The sequence below is a fragment of the Mycobacterium sp. IDUB_37 genome, assembly GCF_055419245.1.
In genome coordinates, this window is the sequence record NZ_JBVAXG010000004.1 from 111945 (window position 1) to 126180 (window position 14236).

11 protein-coding genes, 2 tRNA genes and 1 pseudogene are annotated in these 14236 nt (G+C 64.2%); 10 read left to right on the plus strand and 4 right to left on the minus strand.

Going from position 1 to position 14236, the window contains the following annotated elements; all coding sequences use genetic code 11:
* Positions 1-123: 123 nt before the first annotated feature.
* Complete coding sequence (gene pepN / locus ACZY1I_RS14910) at positions 124-2712, minus strand: aminopeptidase N (protein ID WP_463755227.1); 2589 nt, start codon at positions 2710-2712, stop codon at positions 124-126.
* A 128-nt stretch (positions 2713-2840) separates the two neighbouring features.
* On the opposite strand from pepN, the gene ACZY1I_RS14915 reads away from it, so the two are divergent.
* The 4 genes from ACZY1I_RS14915 (at position 2841) to ACZY1I_RS14930 (ending at position 5312) form a co-directional block, all read left to right on the plus strand.
* Positions 2841-3452, plus strand: a complete 612-nt coding sequence (locus ACZY1I_RS14915) for an Rv2466c family mycothiol-dependent reductase (RefSeq protein WP_463755228.1) — start codon at positions 2841-2843, stop codon at positions 3450-3452.
* Positions 3453-3577: 125 nt separating this feature from the next.
* The gene (locus ACZY1I_RS14920) at positions 3578-4057 is read left to right on the plus strand and encodes a ribose-5-phosphate isomerase (RefSeq protein ID WP_463755229.1); all 480 of its coding nucleotides are present in this window, start codon (positions 3578-3580) and stop codon (positions 4055-4057) included.
* Positions 4058-4072: 15 nt separating this feature from the next.
* Positions 4073-4876, plus strand: a complete 804-nt coding sequence (locus tag ACZY1I_RS14925; protein ID WP_463755230.1) for an Fpg/Nei family DNA glycosylase — start codon at positions 4073-4075, stop codon at positions 4874-4876.
* 139 nt (positions 4877-5015) lie between these two features.
* Positions 5016-5312 (plus strand): hypothetical protein, encoded by a 297-nt coding sequence (locus ACZY1I_RS14930; RefSeq protein ID WP_463755724.1) that lies wholly within the window; start codon positions 5016-5018, stop codon positions 5310-5312.
* A 163-nt stretch (positions 5313-5475) separates the two neighbouring features.
* Here ACZY1I_RS14930 and ACZY1I_RS14935 read toward each other — a convergent pair whose 3' ends face one another.
* Positions 5476-6666 (minus strand): serine hydrolase domain-containing protein, encoded by a 1191-nt coding sequence (locus tag ACZY1I_RS14935; protein ID WP_463755231.1) that lies wholly within the window; start codon positions 6664-6666, stop codon positions 5476-5478.
* A gap of 32 nt (positions 6667-6698) precedes the next feature.
* Positions 6699-6769, minus strand: a tRNA-Gly gene (locus ACZY1I_RS14940).
* Positions 6770-6935: 166 nt separating this feature from the next.
* Between ACZY1I_RS14940 and ACZY1I_RS14945 the strand changes: the two genes are divergently transcribed.
* The 4 genes from ACZY1I_RS14945 (at position 6936) to clpP2 (ending at position 9993) form a co-directional block, all read left to right on the plus strand.
* Positions 6936-7012: transfer RNA gene (locus ACZY1I_RS14945), tRNA-Pro, on the plus strand.
* A gap of 51 nt (positions 7013-7063) precedes the next feature.
* On the plus strand, positions 7064-8662 hold the full coding sequence (tig, locus tag ACZY1I_RS14950) for a trigger factor (RefSeq protein ID WP_463755232.1): 1599 nt from the start codon (positions 7064-7066) through the stop codon (positions 8660-8662).
* A 108-nt stretch (positions 8663-8770) separates the two neighbouring features.
* The gene (locus ACZY1I_RS14955; protein ID WP_463755725.1) at positions 8771-9361 is read left to right on the plus strand and encodes an ATP-dependent Clp protease proteolytic subunit; all 591 of its coding nucleotides are present in this window, start codon (positions 8771-8773) and stop codon (positions 9359-9361) included.
* On the plus strand, positions 9358-9993 hold the full coding sequence (gene clpP2 / locus ACZY1I_RS14960; RefSeq protein WP_463755233.1) for an ATP-dependent CLP protease proteolytic subunit ClpP2: 636 nt from the start codon (positions 9358-9360) through the stop codon (positions 9991-9993). Before ACZY1I_RS14955 ends, clpP2 begins: the two co-directional genes overlap by 4 nt.
* 64 nt (positions 9994-10057) lie before the next feature.
* On the opposite strand, the pseudogene ACZY1I_RS14965 reads toward clpP2, so the two are convergent.
* Positions 10058-10156: pseudogene (locus ACZY1I_RS14965) on the minus strand (homocysteine S-methyltransferase); the annotation flags it as partial.
* A 325-nt stretch (positions 10157-10481) separates the two neighbouring features.
* On the opposite strand from ACZY1I_RS14965, the gene clpX reads away from it, so the two are divergent.
* Entirely contained in the window at positions 10482-11762 is a 1281-nt protein-coding gene (gene clpX / locus ACZY1I_RS14970) for an ATP-dependent Clp protease ATP-binding subunit ClpX (protein WP_463755234.1), read from the plus strand.
* Between the two features lie 367 nt (positions 11763-12129).
* Positions 12130-14088: a 2-oxoacid:acceptor oxidoreductase subunit alpha gene (locus ACZY1I_RS14975; RefSeq protein WP_463755235.1), complete on the plus strand. Its 1959-nt coding sequence runs from the start codon at positions 12130-12132 to the stop codon at positions 14086-14088.
* Positions 14089-14236 lie beyond the last annotated feature (148 nt).

Below are 14236 nucleotides of genomic sequence, written 5' to 3' on the forward strand. Positions count from 1 at the left end.
AGCGCTTGCGATCACTCCGGCTTGATGGTCGTGACCCGCTGCGCGCTGCTTGACGCAGCGCTTGCGATCACTCCGGCTTGATGGTCGTGACCCGCTGCGCGCTGCTTGACGCAGCGCTTGCGATCACTCCGGCTTGTCGAACTTTCGGGCCCGTAGCGACCGCTTGACCCCCGCCTGGCCCTCCAGCACGAGTCGGCGCAATGCCGACGGAATCTCGGGGCCGGCCAGGAAAGCGTCGGCCGCCGCGATGGCCTCGTCACTAATGTCCCAACTGGGGTAGAGGCCGATCACTACCGACTGCGCCACTTCGCTGGAACGGCGCGCCCAGACTCCCAGGATCACCTCGAAGTAGCGCGCGGTGAACGGCGCGAGCAACTTACCTTGTCCAGGCGCGTTGATACCCGCGATCATTGCCCGCCCGACCGCATTGGCCAGGGTGTCGTCTTCGACAACCGCGGTGAACGTTTCCTCCTTGACGCTGAGCTGCGGTCGCGCCGCGGACGCCTGAGCGCCGTGCCGTTTGCCGGCCGCCGTGGGGTCGCTCTTCACCTCGGCGTCGATCTTCGGCGAATCCGTTCCGTCGGCGTCGATCGCGCCGGCGGCCGCCAGTGCGATCACGATGCGCCAGCGCAGATCGGTGTCCACGTCCAGGCCGGCCAGCCCCTGCGCTTCGGGGTCGCCGTCCAGCAATGCGGCCAGTGTCTCCACGTGGCGTGGCGACAGGACCGAGCTGCACAGTGAGTTGAAGTACGCGAGTTGGTGGTCCGACCCGGGTGCCGCGTCGCGTGCCAACTCCAGCAACCGGTCGGCGTACTGCGGCCAGCCGTGCTCGCGGGCCCAGTCCGGGTCGGCATACGAGCCCACCGCGGTCTGCGCTTGCAGCAGCAGTCGCTGCAACACCGTGACCTCGGTTTCGGCTTGGATGCCGCCCATTACCAACGACACGAAGTCGCGGGCACGCAGTTCGGCCTCGCGCGTCATCTCCCAGGCGGCCGACCACACCAGCGTGCGCGGCAGCGAATCAGCGATGTCGGCGATGCGTTCCAGCGCCGTCCGCAGCGATTCCTCGTCGAGTCGCAGTGAGCAGTAGGTCAGGTCTTCGTCATTGACCAGAATCAGCTTGCCGCGCGAAACACCAACCAGCGCAGGAACTTCGGTGCTCGGCCCGTCAACGTCGAGTTCTTCCCGGTGGACCCGGGCCAGTTTGCCGGAGTCGTTGTCGTCGTAGATCCCGACCGCAATCCGGTGCACCCTGGTTTCGCCTGCGCCAGGTGCGGCACCGCCCTGGATCACGGCGAACCGGGTGAATTTGCCGTCTTCGTCGACATCGAAGTCCGGGCTCAGCACGTTGAGTCCGGTGGTCTTGAGCCACTGCTGACCCCAGTCCGACAGGTCTCGACCCGAAGCCTTTTCCAGCGCGGCCAGCAGGTCGTCGAACGTCGCATTACCGAATGCGTGGGTACGGAAGTAATCCCGCAGTCCGGCCAGGAATTGTTCCAGCCCCACGTAGGCGACGAGTTGCTTGAGCACCGACGCGCCCTTGGCGTAGGTGATGCCGTCGAAGTTCACCTCGACCGCGTGCAGGTCGGGGATATCGGCGGCGATCGGGTGCGTGGACGGCATCTGGTCCTGTCGATAGGCCCACGACTTCTCCACTGTCGCAAAGGTCGTCCACGCCTCGGTGTATTCAGTGGACTCGGCCTGGCACAGCACCGAGGCGAATGTGGCGAAGGATTCGTTGAGCCACAGGTCATCCCACCAAGTCATGGTGACCAGGTCGCCGAACCACATGTGGGCCATCTCGTGCAGCACCGTTTCGGCACGCCGCTCGTAGGAGGCCCGGGTCACCTTGCTACGGAAGACGTAATCCTCCAGGAAGGTCACCGCACCGGCGTTTTCCATTGCGCCGGCGTTGAATTCGGGAACGAACAACTGGTCGTACTTGCCGAACGCGTACGGTAGCCCAAAGTTCTTGTGGTAGAAGCCGAATCCCTGCTTCGTCTCGGTGAAGAGCCGCTCGGAATCCATGTGCGGAGCCAGCGATGCCCGGCAGTAGATACCCAGCGGGATGTCGCCGTGGTCGTCGCTGTACGTGTCGTTCCACACCGCGTACGGACCGGCGATCAGCGCCACCAGGTAGGTGCTCATCCGCGGCGTGGTGGCGAAAGTGTGCAGGCTGCTGGCTTCGGCCTCGTCGACGGAGACGGTGGCTCCGTTGGAGATCACCTGCCAGTGCTTGGGCGCGGTCACCGCAATGTCGAAGGTGGCCTTGAGGTCCGGTTGGTCGAAGCAGGCGAACATGCGCTTGGCGTCGGCGGTTTCGAACTGTGAGTACAGGTACGTCTGCTCGTCGACCGGGTCGACAAAGCGGTGCAGCCCCTCGCCGGTGTTGGAGTAGAGGCAGTCCGCATCGACCACGACGACGTTGCGGTCGGCCAGTCCGCTCAACGCAATGCCGGTCGATTCGTCGTAGCCGGATACGTCGATGTCCTGACCGTTGAGGCTGGCGCGGTGCACGGTAGCCGCCGCGAGGTCGATGACGGTGTCGGCACCGGCGAGCGCGTCGAACACCACCGTGGTGGTGGAGCGGAAGGTGCGGGTGCCCGGAGCGCCCGAACCGTCGGTGACATCGAGGTTGATTTGGTAGCTGTGCACGGTGAGCAGAGCGGCGCGTTCGACCGCCTGGTCCCGGGTGAGGTTGGGAAGGGCCACGTCGTCCAACATATCGGCTGAGGCGGGAACACTCCTGCCGCGACTACGGTTAGTCCTAGACAGCGGCCCGGAGAAACCACAGCCGCCCCGCAGTTTTGTCCCAGATCTCTTTCTGAGAGGACCGCACTATGTCGGAGAAGTCTGTCGCAGGATTCTGGTTCGACCCGCTGTGTCCCTGGTGCTGGATCACCTCACGCTGGATTCTCGAGGTGGAGAAGGTCCGCGACATCGAGGTGCAGTGGCATGTGATGAGCCTGGCGGTGCTCAACGAGAATCGTGAAGGTCTGCCGGAGCAGTACCGGGAAATGATGGCGAGGGCTTGGGGGCCGGTGCGGGTGGCGATCGCCGCCGAGCAGGCTCACGGCGCCAAGGTGTTGGAGCCGCTTTACACCGCGATGGGCACCCGGATCCACAACGAAGGCAACAAGGACCTCGACGAGGTCATCAAGCTGGCCTTGGCCGACGCGGGCCTGCCTGCCGAATTGGCCGAGGCCGCTACCACCGACGCTCATGACGAGGCGCTGCGCAAGAGCCACCACGCCGGTATGGACGCGGTGGGACCCGACGTCGGCACACCCACCATTCACGTCAACGGAGTGGCGTTCTTCGGCCCGGTGATCTCCAAGATCCCGCGCGGCGAAGAGGCCGGCAAGCTCTGGGATGCATCGGTGACGTTCGCGTCCTACCCGCACTTCTTCGAGCTCAAGAGGACTCGCACCGAGCCGCCCCAGTTCGACTGATACGCCGCGCGAGTGTGAATTCGACGACGCGGCGCGCCGGATTTGTGTCGCGTCGTTCACTCTCGAGGGGTAGTGGCGCCGGTTGAGTGCCGCGGGTGAGAAGTCGTGGGGCACAATGTGCTCCCATGCGCGTCTACCTGGGGTCTGACCACGCCGGATTCGAACTCAAGCAGCACATCATCGAACACCTGAAGACGACCGGTCACGAGCCGATCGACTGCGGTGCGTTCAGCTACGACGCCGAGGACGACTACCCGGCGTTCTGCATCGAAGCGGCCAGTCGCACGGTCGCCGATCCGGACAGCCTGGGCATCGTCCTGGGTGGTTCCGGGAACGGGGAGCAGATCGCGGCCAACAAGGTGCCTTTCGCGCGCTGCGCGCTGGCGTGGAGCGTGGAAACCGCATCACTGGCCCGTCAGCACAACAACGCGCAGTTGATCGGGATCGGCGGACGTATGCACTCCGTCGAGGAGGCATTGGCGATCGTCGACGCCTTCCTGGCCACGCCGTGGTCGAAAGCTGAACGCCACCAACGTCGTATCGACATTCTGTCGGAATACGAACGGACTCACGAAGCGCCGCCGGTGCCCGGCGCTTCGAACTGAGGGGCCTGAGGCCCTGTGCCTGAGGGGCACACGCTGCACCGACTGGCTCGGCTGCACCACCGCCGATTCGCCGGTGCGCCGTTGTTGGTATCGAGCCCGCAGGGCAAGTTCGTCGATGCTGACGCGGTGAACGGACGGGTGCTGAAACGCGCCAGCGCCTGGGGAAAGCATCTTTTTCACTACTACGTCGGCGGTCCCGTCATACACGTGCATCTGGGGCTCTACGGCACCTTTACCGAGTGGGAACGGCCCGATCCCGCCGTGTTGCCGGACGTGGTCGGACAGGTGCGGATGCGCCTGGTCGGCGCCGAATACGGCACTGATCTGCGCGGGCCGACGGTGTGCGAGCTGCTGGATGTCAGCCAGGTCGACGACGTGGTTGCCAGGCTGGGACCAGATCCATTGCGCGCCGACGCCGATCCGGCGTGGCCGTGGGCGCGAATCAGTAAGTCGCGCAGGACTATCGGCGCGCTACTGATGGACCAGACGGTGATCGCGGGCGTGGGCAACGTCTACCGCAACGAGTTGTTGTTCCGGCACGGAATCAATCCGCACCGCATCGGGCAGAAGATCTCCGAGGCCGAGTTCAGTGCCGCGTGGACGGATTTGTTGGCGTTGATGAAAGTCGGCTTGCGGCGCGGGAAGATCGTAGTGGTCCGTCCTGAGCACGACAACGGCGCACCGTCGTACGCGCAGGGGAGGCCCCGCACGTACGTGTACCGGCGCGCCGGCGAACCATGCCGCGTGTGTGGAGACACCATCCTCACGGCTGTGCTCGAGGGCCGCAATCTGTTCTGGTGCCCGACCTGTCAGGTCTGATGTCCAGGAAACTGGCAGCAAGATACGCTCGCGTCTACAGTTTCACTTCAGGTTCGCCGGGTAGACATACCTCGTGAAGACCTTTATACGTTTAGCTGCAACGACTTTCGCGATCGCTGCCGGCGTCGGACTGGCGGGGGTGGGTGCTGCGTCGGAGGCGCAGGCTCAGCCCGGGCCGCTGCCGCAGTGGTGCCCGGGAGATTTTTGGGACCCGCTCTGGGGGGACAACTGGGACGGGAACTCTTGCCATGACAATTGGCGTGGAAACGGACCCAATCCTCATCCGGGCGATTACGGCCCTGGACCGGGGGGACCAGGGGGACCAGGAGGACCAGGTGGTCCTGGGGGACCGGGTGGACCCGGCGGAGGCCCCGGTGGACCCGGATATGGGCCTGGCGGTCCTGGGGGGCCGGGAGGCCCCGGTGGCCCGCGTTAAGTCCCGCTGCGGCAAGCAGTTTCACTGAGAATCGCGCCCTGCTGACGCCAAGTCGGCAGGGCGCGAGCTAACGGAGCCGAGTCTGTGCCGGCGGCATCGAATCCGTACTAAGAGTCCGATGTCGGCTAACAGCGCTTGTCGGTGCGCTGAGCGCAGCAACCCGTCAGTCCTGGATGACTCCGAGGACCCGGTACACCTCGTTGCTCAGCTCGACGCTGCGCGGGTCGGCATTGGCCTTGCTGGCGTCGAACAGGTTCGACACGTACCCGTACCCGATCCGATTCTCCAAGTCGACGAAGGCGAAAGAACCGCCCAATCCGCCATGGCCGAACATCTTCGGGTTGGGCCCGTTGATGCAGCGCTGGTTCAGCATGTAACCCAGGCCCCACCCGTGGTCGGCGACCCGCGGACCCAACACCAGGTCGGTGTCGAGGCCGCCCTGGCACACCCTGACGAGGTCCATGTGTTCGCGGCTGAGCAGCTTCTCCTGGGCGAGCGCGTTGTAGAACGTCGCCATGCCCAAAGCCGACACCTGAGCGTTGGTGCCGGGAAATTCGAGCCGACGCCACAAGTTCAGGTTTTCGGTGTCGAGGTCGTCGTCGCCAAGGAAGCCCATGGAGATCGACATGCCGGCCTTGGGGTGCTCGTCCAGACGCGTCGGGTCGCTGGGGGCCTTCAGCTCGGCGAGCAGCTGACGCCCGGTCGGCTTGTTCACCCGGTCGGCGCAGCGAAGCTGCTGAGCCTCGGACAAGCCGATGTGCACCTCGGCGCCGATCGGTTCGGCAATCTCGGTCCGCAGATACTGGCCGATGGTGCGGCCCGTGACGCGCTTGAACACCTCGCCGAGAATGAAGCCGTACGTAGTCATGTGGTAGCCCTGCGCGGTGCCGGGCTTCCACCAGGGTTCGGCGACGGCCAACTGCGCGCAGACGTAGTCCCAGTCGCAGAGTTGTTCGGTGGTCACCCGGCGGCGCGGCCCGATCACGCCGGATCGGTGACTCATCACCATGGCCAGCGTGATGTCTTCCTTGCCTGCTTGGCCGAACTCGGGCCAGTAGCGGGCCACCGGGGCGTGCAGGTCGAGCTCACCGCGGTCGGCGAGCTGATGGACGCAGGTGGATGTAAGACCTTTGGTGCCGGACAGCACCGTGGTCAGGGTGTCCTCTTGCCAGGGCCGCGTGCCGGCGCCATCCGCGGTGCCACCCCACAGATTGACAACCAGATTGCCGTCGACCCAAACCGCGACAGCCGCGCCGACCTCGCCGCGCAGCTCGAAGTTACGCTCGAACGCGTCGCGCACTCCGACGTAGTCCGACGCGCACACACCGTGAATGACGCTTTTGACGTCGCTCATCGCGCCTTTCTGTCGAGCAAATGTTAGCGCAGAGCGGGCGACGGGAATCGAACCCGCGTAGCTAGTTTGGAAGACTAGGGCTCTACCATTGAGCTACGCCCGCATGTATTCGTCGAGCCAGACTGTACGTGGTGGCGGAGATCAAATCTAATCGACGCAGTCGCGTGATCGCTCTGTGAGCTTTGCCATGCCCTTCCCCAGGACCCAGTGGGTCTCAGGAGGTCTTTGCGTGGCTGGCGGCGCAGGGCCGTAGGATCGCGAGGTCAGCGCGGGGTGTAGCGCAGCTTGGTAGCGCATCCGCTTTGGGAGCGGAAGGCCGCAGGTTCAAATCCTGTCACCCCGACCAGCGCGCAAGACGCATCGCCATACGCAGAAACGACACACCAAGGAGCAAGCCGTGAAGAGCACCGTCAAGCAGTTGAGCCCGACGCGGGTTCGCATCAACGTGGAGGTGCCGTTTACCGAGCTCGAGCCCGACTTCCAGAAGGCATACAAGGAGCTGGCCAAGACGGTTCGACTGCCCGGTTTCCGGCCCGGAAAGGCTCCAGCCAGGCTGCTGGAGGCGCGCTTCGGACGCGAGGCACTGCTCGAGCAGGTCATCGAGGAAGCCGTCCCCAGCCGCTACGGCCAGGCGCTGACGGAGACCGAGGTGCAACCGATCGGTCGCCCCAACATCCAGGTGACCAAGAAGGACTACGGCGAGGAACTGCAGTTCTTCGCAGAGGTCGACGTTCGGCCCAATCTGGAGATCCCCGACCTCGACGCGCTGACCGTGTCGGTCGATCCGGTCGAGGTGAACGACGAAGAGGTCGAAGCCGAACTGGACTCATTGCGGGCCCGGTTCGGAACCCTGACCGGGGTGGACCGCCCCGTGCAGACCGGCGACTTCGTCTCGATCGACCTTTCAGCGACGGTCGACGGTGAGGACGTGCCGAACGCCGCGGCCGAGGGCCTGTCCCACGAGGTCGGCTCGGGCCGGCTGATCGCGGGCCTCGATGACGCACTCGTCGGCCTGGCCGCCGATGAAGCCCGCACTTTCACCGCCAAGCTGGCAACCGGCGACCACGCCGGGCAGGACGCTGAGGTCACCGTCACGGTCAAGTCGATCAAGGAACGCGAACTGCCCGAGCCGGACGACGAGTTCGCCCAGCTCGCCAGCGAGTTCGACACCATCGACGAGCTGCGTGCCAGCCTCAACGACCAGGTGCGCTCCACCAAGCGGGCGCAGCAGGCCGAGCAGATCCGCAACTCCGCCCTGGACGCACTGCTGGAACAGGTCGAGGTGCCGGTGCCGGACGCGATCGTGCGGTCGCAGATGGACGAGACCCTGCAAGCCGCGCTGAGCAGCCTCAAGGGTGACCAGGCCAAGTTCGCCGAGGTGCTCGAACAGCAAGGCACCTCGCGCGCGGAGTTCGACGCAGAAGCGCGCATCGCCGCCGAGAACAACGTCAAGCGTCAGTTGCTCCTGGACGCGATCGCCGACGAACTCGACGTCCAGGTCGGACAGGAAGACCTGACCGAACGCCTGGTGCTGACGTCACGGCAGTACGGCATCGAGCCGCAACAGTTGTTCGCGTACCTGCAGGAGAACAACCAGTTGGCGGCGATGTTCGCCGACGTGCGGCGCGGATTGGCTGTCGCCGCGGTGATCGAGAAGGCGACGGTCACCGACAAGGATGGCAACGCGATCGACACCAGTGAGTTCTTCGGCAGCCGCCAGGCCGACCACGACCACGATCACGACCACGATCACGATCACGATCACGACCACGGTGAGGACGCCGGCGGCGCCGACGAGTCCGACGATGTTGTCGCCGAAGCCGCGGTCGAAACCGAAGCCGCAGCCGCGGTCCAAGCCGGAGACGAGGCCAAAGCGGAGGCCAAAGACGAGGCCGAGGTAGAAGCCGAAGCAAAGCCCAAGAAAAAAGCCAAGAAGAAGGCCAAGAAGGACGACGCCGACAAGGACGATTCCGACAACGGCGACGCCACCGCGTGACGCTGTGAGCGAACGTGCCCCGCTCAGGTAGTCAAAGGGCAGGCCTGGTTGGTTAGTGTCGGTGCAACAAGCAACATTGAGAAAGCAGGTAACCCAGTCGTGACTGACATGCGTGGAAACTCGGTGGGTCTCAACCTCACGGACTCCGTCTATGAGCGCTTGCTCTCCGAGCGCATCATCTTCCTGGGTTCGGAGGTGAACGATGAAGTCGCCAACCGGTTGTGCGCGCAGATTCTGCTACTCGCGGCAGAGGACGGCGACAAAGACATCAACCTCTACATCAACTCCCCGGGTGGATCGATCAGCGCCGGAATGGCGATCTACGACACCATGGTGCTGGCGCCTTGCGATGTCGCGACCTACGCGATGGGCATGGCCGCGTCGATGGGCGAGTTCCTATTGGCCGCCGGAACCAAGGGCAAGCGCTACGCGCTGCCGCACGCTCGGATCCTGATGCACCAGCCACTCGGCGGCGTCACCGGTAGTGCGGCCGACATCGCCATCCAGGCCGAGCAGTTCGCCGTCATCAAGAAAGAGATGTTCCGGCTCAACGCGGAATTCACCGGACAATCGCTCGAACGCATCGAGGCGGATTCCGACCGTGACCGGTGGTTCACTGCTCCGGAAGCCCTGGAATACGGCTTCGTCGACCACATCATCACCCGCGCCGCGCACATCACCAATGGAGAAGCCCGATGAACCCTGAGACCCAGCCCCAGGCGCGGTACATCCTTCCGTCGTTCATCGAGCACTCCAGCTTCGGTGTCAAGGAGTCCAACCCTTACAACAAGCTGTTCGAGGAGCGCATCATCTTCCTCGGTGTCCAGGTCGACGACGCGTCGGCGAACGACATCATGGCGCAGTTGTTGGTGCTCGAGTCGTTGGATCCCGACCGTGACATCACCATGTACATCAACTCGCCCGGTGGTGGGTTCACCTCGCTGATGGCCATCTACGACACCATGCAGTACGTCCGGGCCGACATTCAGACGGTGTGCCTGGGTCAGGCGGCCTCGGCCGCCGCGGTGCTGCTCGCTGCCGGAACGCCGGGCAAGCGGATGGCGCTGCCGAACGCTCGTATCCTGATCCACCAGCCGTCGCTGTCCGGCGTGATCCAGGGGCAGTTCTCCGACCTGGAGATCCAGGCCGCCGAGATCGAGCGGATGCGCACCCTGATGGAGACCACGCTGGCCCGCCACACCGGCCGGGACGCAGCACAGGTCCGCAAGGACACCGACCGCGACAAGATTCTGACCGCCGAAGGCGCCAAGGACTACGGCATCATCGACACGGTGCTGGAATACCGGAAGCTCTCCGCGCAGAGCTCCTGACCGCCAACGCCACGCGAGCCTGACCGCACTGCGGTCAGGCTCGCTGGCTTAAGGCCACCAGTTTGCTGGCTGTGGTGGCGATCTCGGCACCGGCGCGATAGTGGCTGGCATGAATCGCGGTGATCTCATGTGGCGCGTCAAGAAGCACGCCGTCGCTGATGAGTAATGATCCGCCAACAGATCGCGCCAGGTCACTGTAGGGTTATTTGCTGGGGGACCAGCCGTCATTGGTGACTGGCCAACGTCGGTCGGATAACGACCGCGACACGCCAGAAAACGCATAGCGCGTCTCGACCAGTGTCAGACACCGTCGAGGGATATGTTGCATTCAGACGAAGCGGCAGGAATGCGAAGGAATATCAAGCACGCTATTCGGTGCTAACGGTCGCGGCGGGCCGGAACAAACAGGTAGCGTCGTGGGATACACGCGGCAAGCTAGTAAATCAAAGCAAGACGACGGCGAAACAGGAAGTAGGCCCTGAAGCATCATGGCGCGCATCGGAGACGGCGGCGACCTGCTGAAGTGCTCGTTCTGCGGAAAGAGCCAAAAGCAAGTTAAGAAACTCATTGCTGGTCCGGGTGTCTACATCTGCGATGAATGCATCGATCTGTGCAACGAGATCATCGAAGAGGAACTCGCCGACGCCGACGATGTGAAGCTCGACGAACTGCCCAAGCCCATCGAGATCCGGGACTTCCTGGAGGGTTATGTCATCGGGCAGGACACCGCCAAGCGCACGCTGGCCGTCGCGGTCTACAACCACTACAAGCGGATCCAGGCCGGCGAGAAGGGTCGCGACTCCCGCTACGAGCCGGTCGAGCTGACCAAGTCCAACATCCTCATGCTCGGGCCTACCGGGTGTGGCAAGACTTACCTGGCCCAGACGCTGGCCAAGATGCTCAACGTGCCGTTCGCCATTGCCGATGCCACCGCGCTGACCGAGGCCGGCTACGTCGGCGAGGACGTCGAGAACATCCTCCTCAAACTGATCCAGGCCGCCGACTACGACGTCAAGCGCGCCGAGACCGGCATCATCTACATCGACGAGGTGGACAAGATCGCCCGCAAGAGCGAGAACCCGTCCATCACGCGTGACGTCTCCGGCGAGGGCGTGCAGCAGGCCCTGCTGAAAATCCTGGAGGGCACCCAGGCGTCCGTCCCACCGCAGGGTGGCCGCAAGCACCCGCATCAGGAGTTCATCCAGATCGACACCACCAACGTGCTGTTCATCGTTGCGGGTGCGTTCGCCGGGCTGGAGAAGATCGTCTACGAGCGCGTCGGTAAGCGTGGCTTGGGCTTCGGCGCCGAGGTGCGCTCCAAGACCGAGATCGACACCACCGACCACTTCTCCGAAGTAATGCCCGAGGATCTGATCAAGTTCGGTCTGATCCCCGAGTTCATCGGCCGTCTCCCGGTGGTCGCCTCGGTCACCAACCTGGACAAAGAGTCGCTGGTCAAGATCCTGTCCGAGCCGAAGAACGCGCTGGTCAAGCAGTACACCCGGCTGTTCGAGATGGACAATGTTGAGCTGGAGTTCACCGAAGAGGCGCTTGAGGCCATCGCGGACCAGGCGATCCACCGGGGTACCGGCGCTCGCGGTCTGCGCGCGATCATGGAGGAAGTCCTGCTGCCGGTGATGTACGACATCCCGAGCCGCGACGACGTCGCCAAGGTGGTTGTGACCAAGGAAACGGTGCAGGACAACGTGCTGCCGACGATCGTGCCGCGCAAGCCGTCCCGCTCCGAGCGCCGCGACAAGAGCGCCTAAACAGCTAGCTTCCCGTAGCTGAGCAGGCGGCCCCGGGCCACCTGAAGCTGGCGACAAAACGCCAGATTAGAACGTGTTCTAGCAGAGCGCTGGGTGCCGGACTAACCACGACGTCGTCTGCCCCGCGCAGACGTGACCAAAACCACAGTTTGTCCAGTCGTATCGCCTGAAATGGCCTCTGACGTCCCCTTTTAGCCACTGGGTAGATGCACTCGACCCGCTTGCGGTCCCGGTGTATTCCTTAAAGAAGTGCCATAATTGGTACTGCCAGTGACATAAAGGTGAGGACGAGGAGGAAGTCACTCCGACGACGCGTAACCTGAGTGTGCATCGGAGTGCCTGTCCGCAACAGATGGAAGGCGGCGACGTGGATCCGAACGGCAGCGAGGCCGGGGCGGAGTCCCAGAATGGGGCTTCCACCGGATCAACTCGACAACGCCTGGAGAATGTCGTAATTCGTTTCGCGGGTGACTCCGGCGATGGCATGCAGCTGACGGGCGACCGATTCACCTCGGATGCCGCGCTGTTCGGCAATGACCTCGCGACCCAGCCGAACTATCCCGCCGAGATCCGCGCGCCGGCAGGCACACTGCCCGGCGTCTCGTCTTTCCAGATTCAGATCGCCGACTACGACATTCTGACCGCCGGAGACCGGCCGGACGTCCTGGTCGCGATGAACCCGGCAGCGTTGAAAGCCAACATCGGCGACCTGCCGCGCGGCGGCATGGTGATTGTGAACTCAGACGAGTTCACCAAGCGCAACCTGACGAAGGTCGGCTACGTCACCAACCCGTTGGACACCGACGAGCTCGAAGAATACGTCGTGCAATCGGTCGCGATGACCACCTTGACCCTCGGGGCGGTGGAGTCGATCGGGGCGACCAAAAAGGACGGCCAGCGGGCCAAGAACATGTTCGCGCTGGGCCTGTTGTCCTGGATGTACGGCCGTCCGATCCAGACCAGCGAGAACTTCATTCGGGAGAAGTTCCTGCGCAAGCCCGACGTGGCCGAGGCCAATGTGCTTGCGCTGAAGGCGGGCTGGAACTACGGCGAGACCACCGAAGCGTTCGGCACCACCTACGAGGTGACCAAGGCGTCGCTGCCGGTCGGCGAGTACCGCCAGATCTCCGGCAACACCGCGCTGTCGTACGGCTTCGTCGCGGCCGGCCAGCTGGCCGACAAGCAGGTGGTACTCGGCAGCTACCCGATCACCCCGGCATCGGACATCCTGCACGAGCTGTCCAAGCACAAGAACTTCAATGTGATCACCTTCCAGGCCGAAGACGAAATCAGTGGCATCTGCGCTGCCATCGGCGCCTCGTACGGCGGCGCACTGGGTGTCACCAGCACCTCCGGCCCGGGAATCTCGCTGAAGTCCGAGGCGCTCGGACTGGCCGTGATGACCGAGCTGCCGCTGTTGGTCATCGACGTCCAGCGCGGCGGGCCGTCGACAGGCCTGCCGACCAAGACCGAGCAGGCCGACCTGCTTCAGGCGTTGTTCGGCCGCAACGGCGAGTCGCCGGTGGCGGTGGTGGCACCCCGATCTCCCTCGGACTGCTTCGAGACCGCCATCGAGGCGGTGCGGATCGCGGTGTCGTACCACACTCCGGTGATCGTGCTGTCAGACGGCGCGATCGCCAACGGCTCTGAGCCGTGGCGCATTCCGGATGTCACGTCGCTGAAGCCGATCAAGCACATCTTCGCCAAGCCGGACGAGCCGTTCCAGCCGTATGCCCGGCATCCGGAGACCCTGGCCCGCCAGTTCGCGGTGCCCGGAACACCGGGACTCGAACACCGCATCGGCGGACTGGAAGCGGCCAACGGCTCCGGAGACATCTCCTACGAGCCGGTCAACCACGACCTGATGGTCCGAATCCGCCAAGCCAAGATCGACGGCATCAGCGTGCCGAATCTGGAAGTCGACGATCCGACCAACGACGCCGAACTCTTGCTGATCGGTTGGGGTAGTTCCTACGGACCGATCGGGGAAGCCTGTCGGCGCGCGCGCGGCAAGGGCATCAAGGTCGCCCATGCCCACCTCCGTAACCTCAACCCGTTTCCGGCCAACCTCGGTGACGTATTGCGTCGGTACCCGCAGGTGGTGTGCCCGGAGATGAACCTCGGACAGCTGGCGATGTTGCTGCGGGCGAAATACCTGGTCGATGTGCAGTCGGTCAGCAAGGTGCATGGCCTCGCGTTCCTCGCCGACGAAGTGGGGCGCATCATCCGTGCCGCCCTGGGCGGGACCTTGGCCGAAATCGAACAAGACAAAGCAATGGTCGCCAGAATGGGTGCGGCGACCGTGGGTGCAGGAGTGGACAAATGACCTCTGACGAGGGTGACGAATCGCCGCGCCCGGTAGCGCCGCGCCTGCGACCGTCCGCTACCGACGGTGGCGATTCGCTACGCCAGGGGTCGCGGGGCTTGCGATCATCCGCTGCCAACGACGAGGGTTCGCTGCGGCCGGGTTCGTC